Here is an 18596-nt window from a genome sequence, read left to right as displayed (position 1 = left end):
TCATCGAGCCTGCACCGCCTTCTCGTAGAGCGTCGGGAACCGTCCCCCCGGGTCGTACCTGCGCTTGACGGGGGTGTATGCCGTGCCGCCGTAGAGGGCGGCGAAGGTTGCCTCGTCGTAGTACGCGTCGGAGTAGAGCGACTTGTGGCCGCCGAGCCGGGTCACCTCGGCCTCGATGCGGCGGTTGACGTCGCCGTCGGCCGCGCCGGCCTCGATGGCGACCGTCGACCAGAAGCCGACGTTGACGTAGCGCTCGTCCCGGCGCATCGGGTAGAGCGGCCACGGCGTCTCGTCGGGAGCCGCGCCGGGAGCCGGCCGCAGCTGGATCGGGCACAGCCAGACCGGCTCGATCGGCACCTCGCGCAGGAACCAGTCGACGAACTCGGCCGTGCGCGCGAGCGGGATCTCGACGTCCTGCACGACGCGCTCGCGATCGGGCAGGCCGCGCAGCCGGTCGAGGCGGCCCATGACGCGGTGCCGGTTCTCGAAGGCGACGATGCGCCAGTAGACGTCGCTACGCAGCAGGTGACGCGGCCAGAGCCGACGGATCGCCGGGACCTGGGCACCGAAGGCCCGGCTGCACCAGAACCAGTCGGTGTCCCATCGCCAGAGGTAGTCGTGGGCGGTCAGCACGTCGGTGCGCCGCTGCTGGATCGAGCGGTAGAAGACGTGCTCACGCGTGTAGTGGCTCGGCCGCGCCTGGCCCTCGAGGTGGTCGGTCCAGCGTCCGAGGCAGAGGTAGGCCTCGGTGGCGCCGAAGACGACGCCGTCGACGAAGTCGACCCGGTCGCCGTCCCACGTCTGGGACGACAGCACGATCTCGACCGCGTCGGTGAGGGCCCGCACCGAGTCGAACCGCACGTGCCGGAGGGCGACGTACGGGCGTGCGGGCTCGAGCTCGATGACGAGGTCGAGCGCGTAGCCCAGCGACCCGTAGGAGTTGGGGAAGGTGCGGAAGAGCTCGGCGTGGTCGCCGTCGGGCGTCGCCGTCACGACCTCACCGTCGCCGGTGAGGATCCGCATCGCGTGCACCGACTCGTGCGGCAGGCCGTTGCGGAACGACGCCGCCTCGATGCCGAGACCCGTGACGGCCCCGCCGATCGTGATGGTGCGCAGCTGCGGCACGACGAGCGGCACGAAGCCGTGCGGCAGCAGCTCGTGGACGAGCTGCTCGTACGTCGTCAGACCCCCGACGAGCGCGGTCGCCGGACCACCGTCGACGCCGGGGCGGACGTCGATGACGCCGGTCATGGCCGAGAGGTCGAGGCCGGGAGAGTCGGTGGCGCTGCGGTTGCGGAAGAGGTTGGACGTGCGCTTCGCGAGCCGGACCGGCCGGTCGGGCGGCAGGGCGGCATACGCCCTCCGTACCTGTTCGAGTGCACGCTCGTGCTCGCGGACCCGCTGGAGGGGATCGTGCCGATCCGCAGGAGACGTGACCTGAGGGGTTGCCACCATCTCAGTCAAACAGATCCGGATCGGGTGCGCTCGGCATGTGCGACTACTCGCGAGCGAGCATCGCCGCGCCGAGACCGACCATCATGACGCCGCCGGTGGCGCCGAGCGTGTCGAGCCGGGCGGGCTTGCGGGCGAACCACTCCCGGGCCCGCGCCGCGAGCAGGGCCCACATGCTGTCGCTGCAGATGGCCATGAGACCGAAGACCCCACCGAGCACGGCCATCTGGACGCCCACGTGGCCCGCGCCGGTGTTGACGAACTGCGGGAGGAAGGCGACGAAGAAGAGGATCGTCTTCGGGTTGGTGAGGCCGACGATCGCACCGATGCGCAGGGCGTGTCCGCGCTTCGCCGACACGTGCGCCTCCATGGCCTCTCGGGCGTCGTGGCGGTGGCGGATGGCCTGGACCCCGAGATGGATGACGTAGGCGGCGCCCGCGACCTTGATGACGGTGTACGCGGTGATGCTCGCGGCGACGACCGCGCCGAGGCCCACGGACACGAAGACGGCCTGTGCCGTGACGCCGACGGCGTTGCCGACGACCGAGAGCAGTGCCTCGCGCCGCCCGACGGTCAGGGCACGACCGATGGTGAAGAGCAGGCTGGGGCCCGGGACCTGGATGAAGAGGATCGACGCGACGAGGAACGCGACCCACTGGCTCGATGACGGCACCGGACCAGTGTGCTCCCGGCGGCCCACAAAGGGCAGGCGGTTTTCGAGGCTCGGACACTAGCGTCGGGTGCCATGACGACACCTGCTCGGACCGAGCGCACCGACCCGCCCCTCGCCGCCGACGAGGCGACCACCCTCGTGGCCTTCCTCGACTACCACCGTGACACCCTCCGGCGGAAGACCGAGGGCCTGACCGCCGAGCAGCTCGCCCAGCCCCTCGCGCCGTCGACCCTGACGCTCGGTGCCCTGCTCAAGCACGTCGCGCTCAACGAGGCGAGCTGGTTCGGCGAGGTGCTGCACGGTCGACCGATGCCCGAGCCCTGGGCCAGTGCCGACTGGGAGGCCGATCGCGACTGGGAGATGACCTCGGCGCGGGACGACAGCCCCGAGGAGCTGCGCCGGGTCATGGACGAGTCGGTCGAGCAGGCCCGGCGCGACATCGATGCGGCGCTCGCCGAGGGCGGCCTCGAGTTCCGCTCGGCGACGCTGTCGCGCAAGGAGAACCAGACGTTCAGCCTGCGCTGGATCCTGCTGCACATGATCGAGGAGTACGCCCGCCACAACGGCCACGCGGACTTCCTCCGCGAGGCGGTCGACGGCGTCACGGGGGAGTGACGGCTCGCCGGAGGCAGAAACGACGGAGCGGCTCGGCAGGCATGACCTCGGCGAGGTCGCGGTAGCGCTGCGCCGCGTGCTCGCGTCGCCCCGTGCGCCACTCGAGGTCGGCGAGGGCCAGGCTCGCGTCGCGGCTCGCGTAGGCCGGTGCGCCGGCCTCGATCGCGGCCAGCTCGGCCTCCACCTCGGCGACGGACCCACCGGGGTCGGCGGCGAGGATGCCCTGGGCCGTGGCGACGAGCCGTGCGACCCGGACGGAAGGGGAGGGCCACCGATGCTCGAGCGCACCGTAGAGCTGGACGATGCGCGTCCAGTCGGTGCGCTCGAACGACAGCGCGCTCGAGTGCACCCCGGCGATCGCCGCCTCGATGGCGAAGCGACCGTCTCCTGCCGCGGCGACCGTCGCGTCGGCGAGCCCGGCCCGGAGCAGGGCGCCGTCCCACCGGCCGCGGTCGACCTCGTCGAGCGCGAGCCCCGTCCCGGTCTCGTCGACGCGGCCGGGGCGACGGGCCAGGCCGAGCCGGATGACGGCTCGCAGGCCGCGTACCTCGGTGTCGTCGGGGTAGGCCGCGACGAGGGCGTCGGCGATGGAGAGCGCTTGACGCCCGGTGTCGGCGAGAGCATCGGCAGGGTCGAGAACCGTCCGGTGCGCGACCGTGAACATGCCTGACACGCAGGCGAGGACGACCGGTAGGCGGCGGGCACGCTCGGTGCCGTCCGGCACGCGGAAGGAGCCCCGGGCTTCGGCGAGGGCCCGCTTGGCGCGCGTGAGACGCGCTGCGGCCGCGGTGTCCTGCACGCCGAGGTGGCCCGCGATCTCCGGGATCGTCAGGCCGCACACGACGCGGAGGGCCAGGACCATCCGGGACGCGGGCGAGATGGCCTCGTCGCACGCGACGAAGAGCAGGGCGAGGCGGTCGTCGAGGCCGTCGTGTCCGTGCAGGGACAGGTCGTCGGCATCCATGGCGGTGCGGTCCGCCTCGGGACGGGCGAGCTCGGGGGAGAGCCGACGCAGCGTCGTCCGCCGTCGTGCGTCGTCGAGCCACGCGCGCTTGGCCACGGAGGTGCACCACGCGGCATACGACTCGATGGGCGCCCGGCCGGCGCGCTCGTGGGCGGCGGCTCGCGCGACGGCCTCGGCGGCGTACTCCTCGGCGTCGTCGAGGCTCCCGGTGAAGGAGGCGAGGGCGCGCACGATGCGCGGCCACGCCTCCTCGAACTCACCCGTCCCGAGCGGCACTCACATCCCCGTCGGGAAGACCTTGCGCCACTCGATCCGACTGGTGGTCGGCACGAGGGCGGCGATCCGGCGGGCCGTGTCCTCGTCATCGGTCTCGACGAGGTAGAAGCCCGTGATGACCTCTGAGGTGTCGGTGAAGGGCCCGTCGGTGTAGACCGCGTCCTCGACGGCGCGGTCTCCGCTGCCGGGAGTCACGGTGCCGCCGTAGCGGGAGTTCTGCAGGGCGGCGCCACCCATGATGCGGGCCCCGAGGTCGGCGACGGCCTGCTGGAAGGCCTGGTGCTCGGGGAACGACGCGTCCATGTCGGAGGCCGCAGCGGCGCTGGGGTCCTTGCCGGCGGGGCCGCCGTCGGTCGTGGGGTCGCCACCGAGGTAGGCGTCTGAGTCCCAGTCGCCTTCGTGGATCAGGTAGACGTACGTGTCGGCCATGGCCGGCTCCTTCTCGAACAGGCGCGCAGCGTGAGATCTGCGCGGGTGGCGACTCTCGCCACATCATCCTGACGAACTCGCCGGATGGGAATCGACACGCGGCCCCGAGAATCTCGGGGAGGCTCGGTCAGCTCCCCCCGAGGCGCTCGAGGCGACCCTCGAGCGAGGCCCGGCGGTGGGCGTTGCCCTCGAGGTCGAGGTAGCGCGTGCCGAAGGTGGCGAGCAGCGCGTCGTCGAGCCGGCGCACCGCGCCGGGCGGGTACTTGTAGCCCATCCTCTCGATGAGGCCGGCCGCGTCCACGGGCGCGATGACCTCGGCGAGCGCGTCGACCGACGTGATGCCGAGCTCGAGCAGCAGGCCGGACACCCACGTGTAGTGGTCGGTGCGCGACCAGCCGGCGTCGGCGTACTTCGAGGCGAGGAACTTCGCGAGGTCCTGCGTGCTGATGCGGGAGTCCTGCTCCACGGCGTCGGGCGGGCTGGCCGGGAGGGCCATCTGGAGCCGGTCGCGGATGGCCGAGAACTCGCGGTCGGCGAGCTCGATGAGACCGGCAGCGAGGGTGAAGCGGCGGTCCAGGTCGTGCGCGTGCTCCTCGGGGACGGTGCCCTTGTAGCGGATGTCGTGCTCGAACTCGGCCCACGCGTGCTGGAGCACCGTGCGGATCTGCACCGACGCGCTGCGGCGGCGGAGTGCCTCGTAGGCGGGCGGGACGGTGCGGCTCGCGTCGACCGCGACGAGCAGGTGGCGGCTCGCGTAGCCGAAGCGGCCCGATCGTGCGGTCTCGAGGCCCATGTCGCGGTCGTCGAGGACGGCGAGCTCCTCGGCCAGCAGCTCGGCGACGGCGGCGACGTCGTCGTGGACGTAGGTGATGACGCGGACGCCGATCTGGTCGGTGATGTCGGCGAGCGGGTCGGGGTAGAGCAGCCGGCCGTCGCGGCGTCGCTCGGCCTTGGCGGCGAAGGACGCCACGGACTTGGTGCGGCCACTCACGCTGAGGTAGTTGATGCCGGCCTCGTCGAGCAGGCCGGTGACCATCTCGACGAACAGCGCCGTCGCGGTCTCGACCTCGGGGCGCACCGCCGCGTACGCCTGTGCCACCTCGCTGGTCTCGGTGGGCGGGGCGCCCCCCTCGTCGGTCGCGGCTGCTCCATCGCTGTCGAACATGCCGCCATCCTGCCGTGATCGCAGGACGGGCGGCGACCGGTGGTCACGGAACCACCAGAGGTCCTCGCGATCCGAGGCGCCCCAACCCACCGGGCCGCAGTGCCGGCACGGACGCTGTGCGTCGGGTTGCCCGGTGACTCAACGCACAGTGCGGTCCTCTGAGTCACGTGATGACCCGGTGCACAGGGAATGGCGTGGACGGACGGGGCAGGCAGGTGCGAGCGTGTCGCCATGCGCCTCGAGACCGCCCGCCTCACCATCCGTCCCTGGTCGCACGACGAGGCCGAGCGCCTGCTCGACATCCAGAGCCGCATCGAGGTCGTGAAGTGGCTCGGAGACGGCGAGCCGGTCCTCATGAAGGATCTCGACGAGGCGCGCGCCCGCATCGACCGCTACCTCGAGCGCAGCGAGACGACACCGCTCGGCTTCTGGGCCGTCGAGGTCCGCGAGACCGGGGTCGTCGCCGGCTCCGTCATCCTGCTGACCCTGCCGAACGCCGACGACGGAGAGGTCGAGGTGGGCTGGCACCTGCACCCCGACTCGTGGGGTCACGGCTATGCGACGGAGGCTGCGACCGCGGTGATCCAGCACGGGTTGGACGGCGGGCTGCCCGAGGTCTACGCCCTGACCCACACGACGAACGAACCGTCGCAGGCCGTGTGCCGCCGCCTCGGGCTCGACGACCTCGGGGTCATGGAGAAGTGGTACGCGGGGGAGTCGCGCGTCTACCGGACCACCCCGGAGCGCTGGGCCAACCGCGCCTAGGTATGCCGTGGGCCCGTTCAGCCGCCGACGTGCACCTGCGGGCGACGGTCGGCGTCGGGCTCGGCGCGGCGGATGATCTCGTGCGTCAGCGGCGGGATGTCGCCCTCGCCGGCGAGCAGGAAGCGCAGCACGTTCTGCCCCGGCGCCTTCTCGCTCCACTCGAAGTAGATGTGCGGCGGCTTGCTGACGCGGTCGCGGACGTCGAGCAGGACCGCAGCGAGGACGTTGGGCACCGAGGGGCCCGTCGCGCGCAGGATGTAGTGGCCGCCGACGACGGCCGACCCCACGTGCACGGTCGTCGCGAAGTCGCTCGCGTCGCTGATCGCCACCTCGAGGAAGATCGCGCCCTGCCGGGCGTTGAGGTGGTTGTGCATGCGCACGTCGAGGGACTTCGCGCGGTACTCGTCGCGATCGCCGGCGTTGATCTTGTTGGCGATGAACCGCAACGGCTGTGGACCGAGCGCGGCGTCGTCGAGGATCGCCCGCGCGCTGTCGTCGTAGACGACTCGCTGCACGCGCAGCTCGGTCGAGCGCACGATGCGCGACCAGACGCTGATGACGACGATGAGGGCGATGAAGATCAGGGCGATGACGAGGCCCTCGGGGCGCTCCGCGATCGTGATCGTGATCGTGTAGACGAAGATCGCGCTGACGACGGCGAAGAAGGCGGCCGCGGCGCGGTGGCCGCGCCGCAGCTCGGTGAGGAAGACGGCGATCGCGGCGGACGTCATGAGCGCGAGCACGCCGGTGGCATACGCCCCCGCCTGCTCGTCGACGTTGGCGCCGAAGGCGAGCGTCACGACGGCGGCGATGAACGACAGGACGAGCACGAGCGGCCGCGTCGACCGGGCCCAGTCCGGCGCCATGCCGTAGCGGGGCAGGTAGCGCGGGACGATGTTGAGCAGACCCGCCATGGCGGAGGCGCCGGCGAACCACAGGATGCCGATCGTCGAGATGTCGTAGATCGTGCCGAAGCCCTCTCCGAGCAGGTCGTGGGCGAGGTAGGCCAGGGCGCGACCGTTGGCGCCCCCTCCCGGCTGGAACGCGTCGGCCGGGATGAGGAGGGTGGTGACGAGCGAGGAGCCGATGAGCAGGACGCTCATGATGAGGGCGGCGGTCGTCAGCAGCTTGCGGGCGTTGCGGATGCGGCCCTCGGGCTTCTCCGGCGTGTCCGTCGGGTCGCCCTTGACGAGCGGCATGACGACGACCCCCGTCTCGAAGCCGGAGAGCCCGAGCGCCAGGGCCGGGAAGACGAGCAGGGATGCGCCGATGATCCCGAATGGCGCGGAGTGGGCCGAGGTCATCGCCGTGATCCAGTCGCTGAACGCCGTCGGGTGGTCGCCGATCTCGACGGCGCCGCGCACGAGGACGACGAAGCTCAGGCCGAGGTAGGCCACGACGAGGACGACGGCGATCCCGATGGCCTCCTTGAAGCCCTTGAGGAAGATGCCGGCGAGGAACACGAGCAGCGTCAGCGTCACCCCGACCTGGCGGCCGGTCAGGGTCGACTTGAGGTACGGGTTCTCGATGAGGTGCGCGCTCGCGTCGGCGGCGGAGAGGGTGATCGTGATGATGAATCCGGTCGCGACGAAGCCGAGGAGAGCGAGCACGAGGATCTTGCTCGGCCAGTAGGACAGGAGGCGCTCGAGCATCGAGAGGCTCCCGTCGCCGTGCGGGCTCTCCGCCGCGACACGGCGGTACATCGGGAGGGCTCCGAAGAGCGTGATGAGCACGAGGACGAGCGTCGCCACGGGAGACAGCGCGCCCGCGGCAAGGGCTGCGATGCCCGGCTGGTAGCCCAGCGTCGAGAAGTAGTCGACACCCGTCAGGCACATGACGCGCCACCACGGCTGCACGTGGTGCTGGGCCGTGGCCTCGTTCTCGCGTTCGTAGTAGCCGCCCGGGTCGGCCTCCTCGGCGTCGAGGAACCACCGCATGAGGGGTGTGCGCTCCGCGCGCTGTGTGATCACGGCGGCGAAGTCTAGGGGTCGGCGCTGGGAGCGCCCTACCGAGGCGACCGAGGCGACCGAGGCGACCGGTGCGACCGGTGCGACCGGGACCGACGCGCCCGACGCGACCGGGACCGACGCGACCGGGACTGGTAGGCGAGCGAGAGGACGACGAGCCCGAGCGCCCAAAGCGCGTGGACGCCGTTGACGACGAGCAGCACGACGACGGACGCGTGGGCGACGAGCGCGGTCCACCAGCCCCGGGTGCCGCGGGGCAGCAGGCGCAGGGCGGAGGCCGTGCCGAGCACGTAGACGAGCGTGAAGCAGCCCGTCGTGAGCAGCATGAGCGGGGTGAGGCCGAGGTCGAGCAGGACGGCGAGGACGAGCGAGAGCATCGAGCCGGCCGTGACGAGGGCGATGCTGCGGCGTGGAACCTCCCCGGTCTCGCCGCCCTGCGCCAGCCATCGCGGCAGCGCACCCTCGCGGGCCAGCGCCGCGCCCAGCCGCGAGGCGCCGGCGTAGTAGGCGTTCATCGCCCCGACCGTGAGCAGCACCGCCACGACGGCGGTCACGACGCGGGCCTGCTCGCCGAGGGCGATCGCCATGAGGTCCGAGAGCGGCGCCAGGCTGTGGCCCGTCGCAGGGCCCAGCACGAGGACGCTCGTCGTCGCGAGCCCGAGGTACAGCACCCCGACGACCGCGACGGCGATCCCCGTGGCACGCGGCACGTCGCGGCGCGGGTCGCGGTAGTCACCGGCCAGCGAGGCGACGGCCTCCCACCCGGCGAAGCCCCAGACGAGCACGGCTGCCGCCGTGCCGGTGGCGGCCCACCCGTTCGGCGCGAAGGGCGTCAGGGACGCCGTGCTCGCGTGCGGCAGGGCGACGGCCATCGTCGCGGTCATGAGCAGGGCGAGCACGGTCGCGAGGCCGAGCTGCACGCGGCCGGAGAAGCGCAGCCCGGCGAGGTTCATCAGGCCGGTGCCGAGGATCAGGGCGGCGGCCACGACGACGGTCGTCGTGCGTCCCCCGCCCACGACGTCTGCGACGTAGCCGCCGGCCATCATCGAGGCGGGCGGGGCCCCGACGGGGACGGCGAAGTAGAAGCACCACCCGACCGCGCCCGCCGCGCGATCCCCGAAAGCGCGACGGACGTACGTCGACACGCCACCGCCGTCCGGGTGCCGGGCGCCCAGCGCGGCGAACGTGCTCGCGAGCGGCACCGACAGGAGCACGAGTGCCGCCCACGCGAGCAGCGACGCCGGACCGGCCACCTCGGCGGCGAGGGCGGGCAGGGTGATGACGCCCGTGCCGAGCACGGCGCCCACCGAGAGGGCCGCGCCCTGCGCGACGGTGAGCGTGCTCCCGGTCGTGGTCGGGGTGGCCCGGGTCATGCGTGCGGTCGTCGCCATGGCTCCAGACTTCCGCCGAAGTGGACCGGTCAGAAGTGCCACTTCTTGCCAGATGGTTTGAGCCAATCCACACTGTCGAGATGGACCTGCACGTCTCCCTCGCCGGCTCGGGCGACCTCACCGCCCAGATCTACGCCCAGCTGCGCGCCGCCGTGCTCGACGGCCGCCTGGCCGGGGGTGACCGCGTGCCCGCCTCCCGCGACCTCGCGACGAGCCTCAGCGTCTCGCGAGGCACGGTCACGGCGGCCTACGACCGGCTCCTCGCCGAGGAGCTGCTCGAGACCCGTCGCGGTGCCGGGACCTTCGTCGCGAGCGGGTGCGTGCCTCCCGGGGGCGAGGCCGGGCGTCGCGCTCGCGCCGGGGCCGTCGTGCCGACGGCCCTGTGGGCGACCATCGCGGAGGCGGCGCCGGGCCCGGGTGGGGCGGTCCACGACTTCTCGGTCGGGGTGCCCGACGACTCGCTCTTCCCCCTCGCGACGTGGCGCCGGCTCGTCAGCGGCACACTGCGCCGGGGCCGCCTGGCCGCCGGCACCTACGACGACCCGGGCGCGAACCGCGGTGGGAGCCGTCTCGAGGGCGAGATCGCGAGGTATGCCGGGGTGTCCCGGTCCGTCGTGGCCTCCGGCGCCGACGTGGTGACCACGGCCGGCGCGCAGCAGGCGCTCGACCTCGTCGCGCGGGTGCTCGTCGAGCCCGGTGACACCGTCGCCGTCGAGGACCCCGGCTACACCGCCGCGGCACACCTCTTCGCGACGCACCGTGCCGTCGTCCGCGGGGTGCCCGTCGACGGCGAGGGGATCGTCGTGGACGCCCTGCCCGACGCGGCCCGCCTCGTCTACGTGACCCCGTCGCACCAGCACCCAACCGGCGTGGCCATGTCCCGGGCGCGCCGGGTCGCCCTGCTGGAGTGGGCGGTCCGGCACGAGGCGGTCATCGTGGAGGACGACTACGACAGCGAGTTCCGGTTCGCCGACCGTCCGCTCGAGCCGCTCCAGAGCCTCGACCGCGACGGGCGCGTGGTCTACGTCGGGTCGTTCTCCAAGTCGCTGCTGCCGGGTCTCCGGGTCGGCTACGCCATCGCCCCCGCCACGCTCACGCCGGCCCTGCGCGAGGCCAAGCGCGTCACCGTCTGGGACGGCGACGCCGTGACCCACGGCGCGCTCGCCGACTTCCTCTCCGAGGGGCACCACGCGGCCCACGTCAAACGCGCGACGAAGGTCTACCGCGCGCGACGGGATGCGCTGCTCGAGGCGCTCGACAGCACCGAGGGCCTCGGCGAGTGGCTCGAGGTCATCCCGTCGGCGGCGGGCCTGCACGTGTGTGCCCTGCTGCGCGACCCGGACCTCGACGACGTCGCGATCGCCGAGCAGGCGCTGGCCGCAGGCGTCTTCGTCGAACCCCTGTCGGTGCGACACCTGGAGCAGCGGGCGCGCCACGGGCTCGCCTTCGGCGTCGGCGGCATACCCCTGACGGGCATCGGCCCGGCACTCACCGTGCTGCGGGGCGTCCTCAGCTCGAGCCGGCCGGGACGCCCCGACGGCGGATGATCGCGAACTGCGTCGCGAGCGGGATGATCCCGAGGATCAGCACCATCGGCACGGCGAAGCCGAGGCGCAGGTTGTCCGACCCGACGGCGCCGGTCAGCACGGCGCCGAGCAGGGCGCCGACGTAGTTGAACTGGTTGAAGCGGGCGACGACCTGGTCGGTCTTGTCGATGCGTTCGCCGGCAGTGTCGGCATCGCCCCCTGCGATGGCGCCGGCGGCGGAGAAGCTGAGCGGCGCGATGGTCGCGACGGCGCCACCGAGGACCGTGAAGCCGACGACGGCCACGACCCAGGTCGGCGCGAAGACGATGACCGCGAGCGACAGGGAGGCGACGACGCCGCTGATGCGGAGCAGCCAGACCGCTCCATGGCGGTCGACGAGGCCGTCCCCGACAGTGCGGGCGAGGAGCGTCGCGACGAGGTAGGGGAGCGTGGCGAGCGCGGTGAGCCCCGTCGGCGCGTCGAGCGTGCCGTCGAGGTAGACCGGTCCCCACGTCGTGGCGGCGGTGTCGACCATGTAGAAGAGCACCATCGCGACCCCGAGGAGGGCGATCCGCCGCCACGGCACGTCGAGGGTCGCGTCGGTCTCGGCGGGGCGGTCGCGACGGACGTAGGGCGCGGCCAGGGCTGCGACGGGGAGGACGAGCAGCGGCAGCAGGGCCGGGCCGAGGTCGACGCCCGACGTCGCCAGGGTGACGAGGGTCCCGAGGATGCCGCCGGCGGTCCAGAAGGCGTGGAAGGAGGGCAGGATGGGGCGGCGGTAGAGGTGCTCGACGGTGACGGCCTGCATGTTCGACGACGCGTCGACGAGCCCGAGGGCGAGCCCGTAGGCCGCGAGGCCCGCGACGAAGACCCCGAAGGCCGGCGCGACGAGCAGCACCGCGAAGCCGACCGTCGCGACGACGAGCCCCACGCGAACGACCATGGCGCTCGACGAGCGGGCCGAGACGACCTCGGCGATGACCGAGCCGACGCCCGCGAGCAGCACGACCATGAGGAGGAGGCCGCTGACGGCGAGCTCGTCGAGCGACCACTTCTCCTGCACCTGCGGCAGGCGGGTCGTCAGCGAGATGAAGAGCAGGCCCTGGACGAAGAAGGCGGTGCCGGCGGCGAGGCGTGCCCGCAGCAGGGGGGAGGACTCGGCCCGAAGTGTCACGGTGGGTCACACTGTCGGTCGCCGGACCCGCCGTCAAGACGCATGCCGTGGTTCCGCGCGTCAGCAGCAGGCGTCGCCGCGCCAGTTCGAGCGTCCCTCGCGCACCGCGACAGCGGCGATGACGAGCGCGGCGACGGCATCGAGCCACCACCAGCCGAGGAGAGCATCGGCGAGCAGGCCGACGAGGAGCACGGCCGAGAGGTAGGTGCAGAGCAGCGTCTGGGTGCCGTCGGCGACGACCGCCCCCGACCCGAGCTCGCGGCCGGTGCGTCGCTGCCACCGCGAGAGCAGGGGCATGACGACGAGAGACAGGGCGGCGAGCGCGATGCCGACGACCGAGGTGTCGGGCTGCTCGCGGGTCACGACGGCGCGCACCGACTCGACGGTGACGTAGGCCGCCAGGGCGAAGAAGGAGACGGCGATGAGGCGACGGGCCAGGTGCTCGCGCTCCTCCGGCACGGGGTGGCCGAACTGCCAGAGGATGACGAGCCCGCTCATCACCTCGACCGTGGAGTCGAGCCCGAAGCCGACGAGCGCGGCGGAGCCGGCGATGCGACCGGAGCCGATCGCGACGACGGCCTCGACGACGTTGTACGCGACCGACGCGCCGGCCAGCAGCCGGGCCCGGCGCACGAGCGCCGCCCGCCGCGAGGGCGGAAGGAGTGAGAAGACGGGAAGGGGTGATGTGCTCACCAGTCGGCCCCACGGCACTCGGACCGGTCGGTCGTCTCGACCTGGAGGGTCGCGTGCGCGACGTGGAAGCGGTCGCGCAGCATGGCGCTCGCGGCCTCGAGCACCTCCGGCGCCGCGTCGGCACGGGTCGTCACGAGGTGCGCGGTCGCGACGTCCATGCCGGACGTCAGCGTCCAGACGTGGAGGTCGTGCACCTCGGTGACTCCCGGCACCTCGCCGAGGGCCGACAGCAGGTCGGTGGGCTCGAGCCCCGTGGGGGCGTGCTGGCCGAGGACCGCCACGACCTCGCGCCCGAGGCCGACGGCGCGCACGGCGACGAAGACGGCGATGGCGAGCGCGACGACGGTGTCCCACCACGCGCTCCCGGTCGCCCCGACGAGGATCGCGGCCGCGATGACGCCCACCGAGCCGACGGTGTCGGCGACGACCTCGAGGTAGGCGCCTCGGACGTTGAGGCTCTCCCCGGCGCCACCGCGCAGCAGGAGGAGGGCGACGACGTTGACGAGGAGACCGATCGCACCGACGACGAGCATGGTGCCCGAGGCGATCTCGGGGCTCGAGCCGATGCGCCTGAGCGCCTCGACGGCGATGTAGACGGAGACGCCGAGCATGAGCAGCACGGCGAGGCCGGACGCGAACACCTCGGCACGGTAGGAGCCGAACGTGCGTCGCCCGGTCGTGTCGGTGCGCGTCGCGATGCGCGTGGCGACGAGTGCGGCGCCCAGGGTCACGACGTCGGCGGCCATGTGGCCCGCGTCAGAGAGGAGGGCGAGGGAGCCGGACGCGAGGCCGGCCGCGAGCTCGACGCAGAAGAAGGCCGCGACGAGGCCGAAGGCGACGGCGAGCCGCCACCGGTGGCGTCCACCGGCGTGGACCGCAGCGGCGCCCTGCGGCGGCCCGTGTCCGTGCCCGTGGCTCACCGGTGGCGCTCGCCGTCGTGCAGGGCGTGCTCACGCGTGACGTCGAGGAGCAGGCGGACGTGGGCGTCGGAGAGCCGGTAGTAGATGTTGCGGCCCTCGCGCCGACCCGTGACGACCGCCGAGGCGCGCAGCAGCCTCAGGGCCTGCGAGACCGTGGTCTCGGCGGTGCCGGTCGCGGCCGCGAGGTCGCAGACGCAGAGCTCGCCGGCCTCGAGGAGTGCGTAGAGCAGCCGGGCCCTGGTCGGGTCGCCGAGCAGCTTGAAGACGCTCGTGACGCGCGTGAGCTCCTCGACGCCCGGCGCGTTGTCGGTGGCCAGGGCGACCTTCTCGGGGTGCACGCACGGTGCGGCGCAGCCGTCGAGGCCGGTGACGGTGCTCATGTCGTCCCTCTCATCTGTTCGGATGATCAGATGTCACTGTCGTGGCACGTGCCCTCCGCCGTCAACCTGGCGGCAGACTGTCCGACATGCTGAGACTGACGGTCACCGTCCCGAGCGAGCTGACCGAGCAGGTCACCGCGGTGCTTGCCGACTCGAGCGCCGTGAGCACGCTGTCCGTCCTGCGCGGCGCGGCCGTACGCCCGGCGGGCGACGTCGTGCACGCCGACGTCGCCCGGGAGGGGGCCAACGTCATCGTCGACCGGCTTCGGGATCTCGGGGTCCACCAGGGTGGGACCCTCCAGATCGAGCCGGTCACGACATGGGTCTCGCGCGCCGGCTTCGAGGCCGACGAGGAGACGCCCGGGAGCAGCGCCGACGCCGTCGTCTGGGCCCAGGTCGCCCAGCGTTCCTACGACGACAGCGAGCTGAACTGGACCTTCCTGTCCTTCATGTCGCTCGCCACCCTCATCGCCGGCATCGCGATCGTCCTCGACTCGCAGATCCTCGTCATCGGGGCGATGGTGCTCGGTCCCGAGTTCGGGGCGATCGCCGCCCTCGGCGTAGCGCTCGTGCGACGACGGCCGCTCCTGCTCGCGGTCGCCGCCCGCGCGCTCGTCGTCGGCTTCGTCGTGGCCATCGCCGTCACGTGCCTCGCCGGTCTCGCCGGTCGGGCCCTCGGCTGGATCACCCTCGACGACATCTCCGGCGACCGGCCGGCCACCGACTTCATCTACTCGCCCGACAAGTGGTCGTTCATCGTCGCCGTCCTCGCCGCTGCCGCCGGCGTGCTGTCCCTGACGTCGGCCAAGCTCGGCGGTCTCAGTGGCGTGTTCATCTCGGTGACGACAATCCCGGCGGCCGGCAACGTCGCGCTCGGGCTGGCCTTCGGGGCGTGGGACGAGGTGCGCGGCAGCGGCCTCCAGCTCGTCGTCAACATCGTCGGCATGGCGCTCGCCGGCTGGCTCACCCTCGCGCTCCAGGACGCCGTGTGGTCACGGGTGCCGGCACCGCGGTCGCACTCGAGGCTGAGCCGCCGGATCCATGCGGAGCCCCCACCGCCCCGCTAGCGTCGAGCCCGTGATGACGCCGTGATGACGCCGCCCGCGGACTTCTCCACCGACCTGATCGCCGCGGCCCTGCGCGAGATGTGGGCCCTGGATGTCCGTGAGATCACCTATGCGCCAGTCGGTTTCGGCAGCCACCACTGGAGGGTCGACGCGCTCGACAACAGCCGCTGGTTCGTCACGCTCGACGACTACGCCGGCGCCGGAGCCGACCTCGAGCGCGGCGCCGCCCTCACCTCGGCGTTCCGCACCGCCCGGGCCCTCGCCGACTCCGGGCTGGACTTCGTCGTCGCTCCCGTCCCGGCGCGCGACGGGGCGGTCCCCTTCGAGCTGAGCCGGCACCGCTGGGTGTCGATGACCCCGTGGCTCGACGCGCCGCGCCTGCCGTCGCCCTCCGAGCAGACGTCGGCCGACCGGCTCGCCGTGACCGAGGTGCTCGCGCGGCTGCACGCGGCCACCCCGCGTGCCGTCGGCGTCGCCGGTACCGACGACCTGGCGCTGCCCGAGCGGGCGCTCCTCGACCAGGCCCTGACGGCCGACCTGCCGCCCGGCGCCGGCCCCTACGGAGCCCCCGCCCGGGACGCCCTGGCCGAGCACGCGGAGGCAGTGCGGCACGCCCTCCTCGACTGGGACGAGCGGGCCGTCCGGGACCACGCCGAGCGCGACTCCTGGGTCATCACCCACGGAGAGCCGCACTGGCGCAACGTCCTGTCCGACGCCGACGGTCTCCACGTCGTCGACTGGGACACCGCCCTGCTCGCGCCCGCGGCCCGCGACCTCTGGCACGTCGCGGGCGCCGAGGGTGTCCTCGCCGACGAGGTGCTCACCGACTACGCCGCGCTGACCGGTCGAGCCCTCACGACCGACCATCTCCGCGCTCAGGCGCTGCGGTGGGACCTCACCGAGGTCGCGCTCTATGCCGCCTGGTTCGCTCGACCCCATCCGGACGACGCCGACGGCGAGATCGCCTGGCTCGGCTTCACGGAGTCGTTGTCGTCGGTCGCGGCGCGGCCGTCGGCAGCGTGAACGTCGTCGTCAGCGCGCCGTTGACGAGCGAGAGCAGGATGCCGGTCTCCTGACGGATGACCGCATATCTGCTCTGGGCCACCGGCGAGCCTGCCGTCGCCTCGCCGGAGGCGGCGCGGGCGAAGAGTCCGAGCGACGCCAGCCGGCCGTAGTAGCTGGGCGCGTCCAGCCCCGGCGGCGGTCCGTTCGCACCGAGCCGTTCGAGGTGCTGGGCCATGAGGTCGAGCTGGAGCGCCGCGGCGTTGCCGGACAACGGCATCCGGTCGAGCAGCCGCACGTCGACGACGAGGTTCGAGTAGTCAGCCAGCGCAGCGGGCCGGTTGAAGACGGTGCTCGTCGTCAGGCTCGGTCGCGGGAGCGCCGTGACGGTGACCGTCGGCGTGGCCACGACCGTCGCCGTCGTCACGACCGTCGTCGTCGCGGTGACGGTCCTCGTGTCGATCTCCGTCACCGTCACCGTCTCGGTCGGCACCGGCGTGCCCGTGGAGCCGGCCACCTGGCTGAGGTCGATCTCGGGCTTGCCGGACGAGCAGCCTGCGAGCACGAGCGCAGCCGACAGCGCCAGCGTTGCGGCGACCGTGCCTCGGCGCACCCTCGCCTCCCGTGCTCGACGTGGACCGTGGGTCGATTGTCTTCGCTGGGCCGCCGCCGTGGGACCGAATGCGCGAATCGTCCGGTCAGGTGCGCGCCGCCGCGAGCTGCGGGCGGGTGAGGAAGAGCGCGCCGTCGAGCCGGGCCCCGCGCAGGTCGGCGTCGCGCAGGTCGGCACCGAGCAGGTCGGCCCACCGCAGGTCGGCGTCGCGCAGGTCGGCCGCGATGAGCAGCGCGCCCCGGAGGTCGGCCGTGCGCAGGTCACGGCCGCGGAGGTCGGCGGCGACGAGGTCGGCCCCGGCCCGCAGCCGCCGGGGAGGAGTGCGTATGCCGTCACGCCGCCTCCGCCGCGCGCGTGCCGTCGCGCTGGCGGCACGTAGCAGGCCCCCGACCCGGGAGCGCACGGCGACGAGGTCAACGGCGAGCAGCCGGTCCGGAGATCCGGCCGTCGACGTCCTGACCTCCTCGGCGGACGCGACGAGTCCGGTCCGCGTCGTCTCGTCCGGCTCGAGCGCGAGGGCGTCACGCAGGTGGGCGAGCATCTCGTGCAGCTGGCGCATGACGGGCAGGACGGCATACATCGTCGCGGCGGTCTCCGGGGCCTCGCGCCACGAGACGCCGCCGAAGGTGACCTGCGAGACCTGCTGGCCGGCGCCGAAGCAGTCGAAGGTCACGCAGCCGCGCCACCCGCCCTCGAGGAGCCGGTCGTGGATGCCGCACCGGTGATCGGCGAGGAGGTTGCGGCAGGGCTCGCCGGCGGCCTTGTCGACGGGGAAGTCGGCCGACCGCGCGAAGGGGAGGGCGACGCAGCACAGGCCGAAGCACCGCGAGCAGTCGGCCTCGAGCGCCGGCGTCCCCGGGGAGGGGGTGCTCACGGCAGCTCCACCGTGTCGAGCGTGACCGTCACCGCGGACACGGGAAAGGAGGCGTGCCCCTGGAACTGGAGCCACGTCGTGCGCCAATGCTGGATCTCGTCGGCGGTGAACGGCGTCGGTGCGAAGCCCGGTGCGAGCACGTGCAGATCGCTCATCCCGCCAGTATCACGGGCCTCGGGCACCCCGTCACCGTCGAGGGGGAGGACGGTCGCGGACCGGTGGGACGCGCCGTCAGAGCAGCGAGCTGGGGTCGTCCGGGATGTCGGCGGCATACGACTGGAGCAGCTGGAGCGGCACGATCTCGAGCGCGCGCTCGTGCGTGGCGGCGAGGAAGACCGGCGCCGCGGCTCCGTCCTGGTGGGCCTCGAGCCAGCGGCTCGCGACGACGCACCACCGGTCGCCCGGCGTCAGGCCCGGGAAGCGCCACTCCGGACGAGGCGTCACGAGGTCGTTGCCGACGCTGCGCTGGTGCTCGAGGAACTCGGTCGTGACGACGACGCAGACGGTGTGGCTGCCCCGGTCCTCGGGGCCCGTCGTGCAGTAGCCGTCGCGGTAGAAGCCGGTCACCGGGTCGGTGCCGCACGCCTCGAGCTCGCCACCGAGCACGTTCCGTTCCCGCGCTGCCATGACCCAAACCTAGTGGCGCCCTG

20 protein-coding genes are annotated in these 18596 nt (G+C 72.9%); 5 read left to right on the top strand and 15 right to left on the bottom strand.

The window, feature by feature from the left end; genetic code table 11:
- Together NR112_RS19465 and NR112_RS19460 are read right to left on the bottom strand one after the other, a co-directional pair.
- Nucleotides 1-1452 (bottom strand): FAD-binding oxidoreductase, encoded by a 1452-nt coding sequence (locus NR112_RS19465; RefSeq protein ID WP_256795943.1) that lies wholly within the window; start codon nt 1450-1452, stop codon nt 1-3.
- A 46-nt stretch (nt 1453-1498) separates the two neighbouring features.
- Complete coding sequence (locus tag NR112_RS19460; protein ID WP_256795942.1) at nt 1499-2125, bottom strand: LysE family translocator; 627 nt, start codon at nt 2123-2125, stop codon at nt 1499-1501.
- 72 nt (nt 2126-2197) lie between these two features.
- On the opposite strand from NR112_RS19460, the gene NR112_RS19455 reads away from it, so the two are divergent.
- The gene (locus tag NR112_RS19455) at nt 2198-2740 is read left to right on the top strand and encodes a DinB family protein (RefSeq protein WP_256795941.1); all 543 of its coding nucleotides are present in this window, start codon (nt 2198-2200) and stop codon (nt 2738-2740) included.
- On the opposite strand, the gene NR112_RS19450 is transcribed toward NR112_RS19455, so the two are convergent.
- The 3 genes from NR112_RS19450 to NR112_RS19440 all read right to left on the bottom strand — a co-directional run bounded on the left by NR112_RS19450 (nt 2727) and on the right by NR112_RS19440 (nt 5574).
- Nucleotides 2727-3980: a DUF6596 domain-containing protein gene (locus tag NR112_RS19450; protein WP_256795940.1), complete on the bottom strand. Its 1254-nt coding sequence runs from the start codon at nt 3978-3980 to the stop codon at nt 2727-2729. The genes NR112_RS19455 and NR112_RS19450 overlap by 14 nt on opposite strands.
- On the bottom strand, nt 3981-4409 hold the full coding sequence (locus NR112_RS19445) for a YciI family protein (protein WP_256795939.1): 429 nt from the start codon (nt 4407-4409) through the stop codon (nt 3981-3983).
- Nucleotides 4410-4536: 127 nt separating this feature from the next.
- A complete protein-coding gene (locus NR112_RS19440; RefSeq protein WP_306217457.1) occupies nt 4537-5574 on the bottom strand; it encodes a GTP pyrophosphokinase family protein in 1038 nt (345 codons plus the stop codon).
- Nucleotides 5575-5805: 231 nt separating this feature from the next.
- Here NR112_RS19440 and NR112_RS19435 point away from each other — a divergent pair, with 231 nt between their 5' ends.
- Entirely contained in the window at nt 5806-6339 is a 534-nt protein-coding gene (locus NR112_RS19435; protein ID WP_256795938.1) for a GNAT family N-acetyltransferase, read from the top strand.
- Nucleotides 6340-6356: 17 nt separating this feature from the next.
- Here the strand turns inward: NR112_RS19435 and NR112_RS19430 are convergent, their stop codons facing one another.
- Nucleotides 6357-8276, bottom strand: coding sequence for an amino acid transporter (locus NR112_RS19430; RefSeq protein ID WP_374513236.1), 1920 nt, complete (start codon nt 8274-8276; stop codon nt 6357-6359).
- Between the two features lie 68 nt (nt 8277-8344).
- Nucleotides 8345-9697, bottom strand: coding sequence for an APC family permease (locus NR112_RS19425; RefSeq protein WP_256795936.1), 1353 nt, complete (start codon nt 9695-9697; stop codon nt 8345-8347).
- An 80-nt stretch (nt 9698-9777) separates the two neighbouring features.
- On the opposite strand from NR112_RS19425, the gene NR112_RS19420 reads away from it, so the two are divergent.
- Entirely contained in the window at nt 9778-11244 is a 1467-nt protein-coding gene (locus tag NR112_RS19420) for a PLP-dependent aminotransferase family protein (protein WP_256795935.1), read from the top strand.
- On the opposite strand, the gene NR112_RS19415 is transcribed toward NR112_RS19420, so the two are convergent.
- Genes NR112_RS19415 through NR112_RS19400 form a run of 4 tightly spaced genes read right to left on the bottom strand, consistent with a single transcriptional unit; the run spans nt 11207 to nt 14390 of the window.
- Entirely contained in the window at nt 11207-12397 is a 1191-nt protein-coding gene (locus NR112_RS19415) for an MFS transporter (protein ID WP_256795934.1), read from the bottom strand. The two genes, NR112_RS19420 and NR112_RS19415, sit on opposite strands and share 38 nt — an antisense overlap.
- Before the next feature lie 60 nt (nt 12398-12457).
- Nucleotides 12458-13090, bottom strand: coding sequence for a cation diffusion facilitator family transporter (locus tag NR112_RS19410; RefSeq protein WP_256795933.1), 633 nt, complete (start codon nt 13088-13090; stop codon nt 12458-12460).
- Entirely contained in the window at nt 13087-14010 is a 924-nt protein-coding gene (locus NR112_RS19405) for a cation diffusion facilitator family transporter (protein WP_256795932.1), read from the bottom strand. Before NR112_RS19405 ends, NR112_RS19410 begins: the two co-directional genes overlap by 4 nt.
- Nucleotides 14007-14390 carry a helix-turn-helix transcriptional regulator gene (locus NR112_RS19400; RefSeq protein WP_256795931.1) on the bottom strand — a complete coding sequence of 128 codons (384 nt, stop codon included), beginning with the start codon at nt 14388-14390 and terminating at the stop codon, nt 14007-14009. The genes NR112_RS19405 and NR112_RS19400 overlap by 4 nt, the downstream gene beginning before the upstream one ends.
- 86 nt (nt 14391-14476) lie before the next feature.
- Between NR112_RS19400 and NR112_RS19395 the strand changes: the two genes are divergently transcribed.
- Nucleotides 14477-15457: a DUF389 domain-containing protein gene (locus tag NR112_RS19395; RefSeq protein ID WP_256795930.1), complete on the top strand. Its 981-nt coding sequence runs from the start codon at nt 14477-14479 to the stop codon at nt 15455-15457.
- Between the two features lie 24 nt (nt 15458-15481).
- On the top strand, nt 15482-16480 hold the full coding sequence (locus NR112_RS19390; RefSeq protein WP_256795929.1) for a phosphotransferase: 999 nt from the start codon (nt 15482-15484) through the stop codon (nt 16478-16480).
- Here NR112_RS19390 and NR112_RS19385 read toward each other — a convergent pair.
- The 4 genes from NR112_RS19385 to NR112_RS19370 all read right to left on the bottom strand — a co-directional run bounded on the left by NR112_RS19385 (nt 16434) and on the right by NR112_RS19370 (nt 18573).
- A complete protein-coding gene (locus NR112_RS19385) occupies nt 16434-17072 on the bottom strand; it encodes a hypothetical protein (RefSeq protein WP_256795928.1) in 639 nt (212 codons plus the stop codon). The two genes, NR112_RS19390 and NR112_RS19385, sit on opposite strands and share 47 nt — an antisense overlap.
- Before the next feature lie 85 nt (nt 17073-17157).
- Nucleotides 17158-17946, bottom strand: coding sequence for a pentapeptide repeat-containing protein (locus tag NR112_RS19380; protein WP_256795927.1), 789 nt, complete (start codon nt 17944-17946; stop codon nt 17158-17160).
- Nucleotides 17943-18101: a hypothetical protein gene (locus tag NR112_RS19375; protein ID WP_256795926.1), complete on the bottom strand. Its 159-nt coding sequence runs from the start codon at nt 18099-18101 to the stop codon at nt 17943-17945. The genes NR112_RS19380 and NR112_RS19375 overlap by 4 nt, the downstream gene beginning before the upstream one ends.
- Before the next feature lie 76 nt (nt 18102-18177).
- Nucleotides 18178-18573: a DUF2237 family protein gene (locus NR112_RS19370; protein ID WP_056778865.1), complete on the bottom strand. Its 396-nt coding sequence runs from the start codon at nt 18571-18573 to the stop codon at nt 18178-18180.
- Between the last annotated feature and the right edge of the window lie 23 nt (nt 18574-18596).

Source organism: Terrabacter sp. Ter38, assembly GCF_024519435.1.
In the GTDB taxonomy this organism is placed as follows: domain Bacteria; phylum Actinomycetota; class Actinomycetes; order Actinomycetales; family Dermatophilaceae; genus Terrabacter.
Note: the sequence above shows the minus strand (reverse complement) of the source record. Positions and strands in the feature narration are given on the sequence as shown.

Excerpts from the sequence above, each read along its gene's own strand:
- NR112_RS19445 (WP_256795939.1), bottom strand. The coding sequence starts at position 4,409 with ATGGCCGACACGTACGTCTACCTGATCCACGAAGGCGACTGGGACTCA.
- NR112_RS19395 (WP_256795930.1), top strand. The coding sequence starts at position 14,477 with ATGCTGAGACTGACGGTCACCGTCCCGAGCGAGCTGACCGAGCAGGTC.
- NR112_RS19390 (WP_256795929.1), top strand. The coding sequence starts at position 15,482 with ATGACGCCGCCCGCGGACTTCTCCACCGACCTGATCGCCGCGGCCCTG.
- NR112_RS19400 (WP_256795931.1), bottom strand. The coding sequence starts at position 14,390 with ATGAGCACCGTCACCGGCCTCGACGGCTGCGCCGCACCGTGCGTGCAC.
- NR112_RS19430 (WP_374513236.1), bottom strand. The coding sequence starts at position 8,276 with ATGCGGTGGTTCCTCGACGCCGAGGAGGCCGACCCGGGCGGCTACTAC.
- NR112_RS19455 (WP_256795941.1), top strand. The coding sequence starts at position 2,198 with ATGACGACACCTGCTCGGACCGAGCGCACCGACCCGCCCCTCGCCGCC.
- NR112_RS19375 (WP_256795926.1), bottom strand. The coding sequence starts at position 18,101 with ATGAGCGATCTGCACGTGCTCGCACCGGGCTTCGCACCGACGCCGTTC.
- NR112_RS19420 (WP_256795935.1), top strand. The coding sequence starts at position 9,778 with ATGGACCTGCACGTCTCCCTCGCCGGCTCGGGCGACCTCACCGCCCAG.
- NR112_RS19370 (WP_056778865.1), bottom strand. The coding sequence starts at position 18,573 with ATGGCAGCGCGGGAACGGAACGTGCTCGGTGGCGAGCTCGAGGCGTGC.
- NR112_RS19440 (WP_306217457.1), bottom strand. The coding sequence starts at position 5,574 with ATGTTCGACAGCGATGGAGCAGCCGCGACCGACGAGGGGGGCGCCCCG.
- NR112_RS19425 (WP_256795936.1), bottom strand. The coding sequence starts at position 9,697 with ATGGCGACGACCGCACGCATGACCCGGGCCACCCCGACCACGACCGGG.
- NR112_RS19435 (WP_256795938.1), top strand. The coding sequence starts at position 5,806 with ATGCGCCTCGAGACCGCCCGCCTCACCATCCGTCCCTGGTCGCACGAC.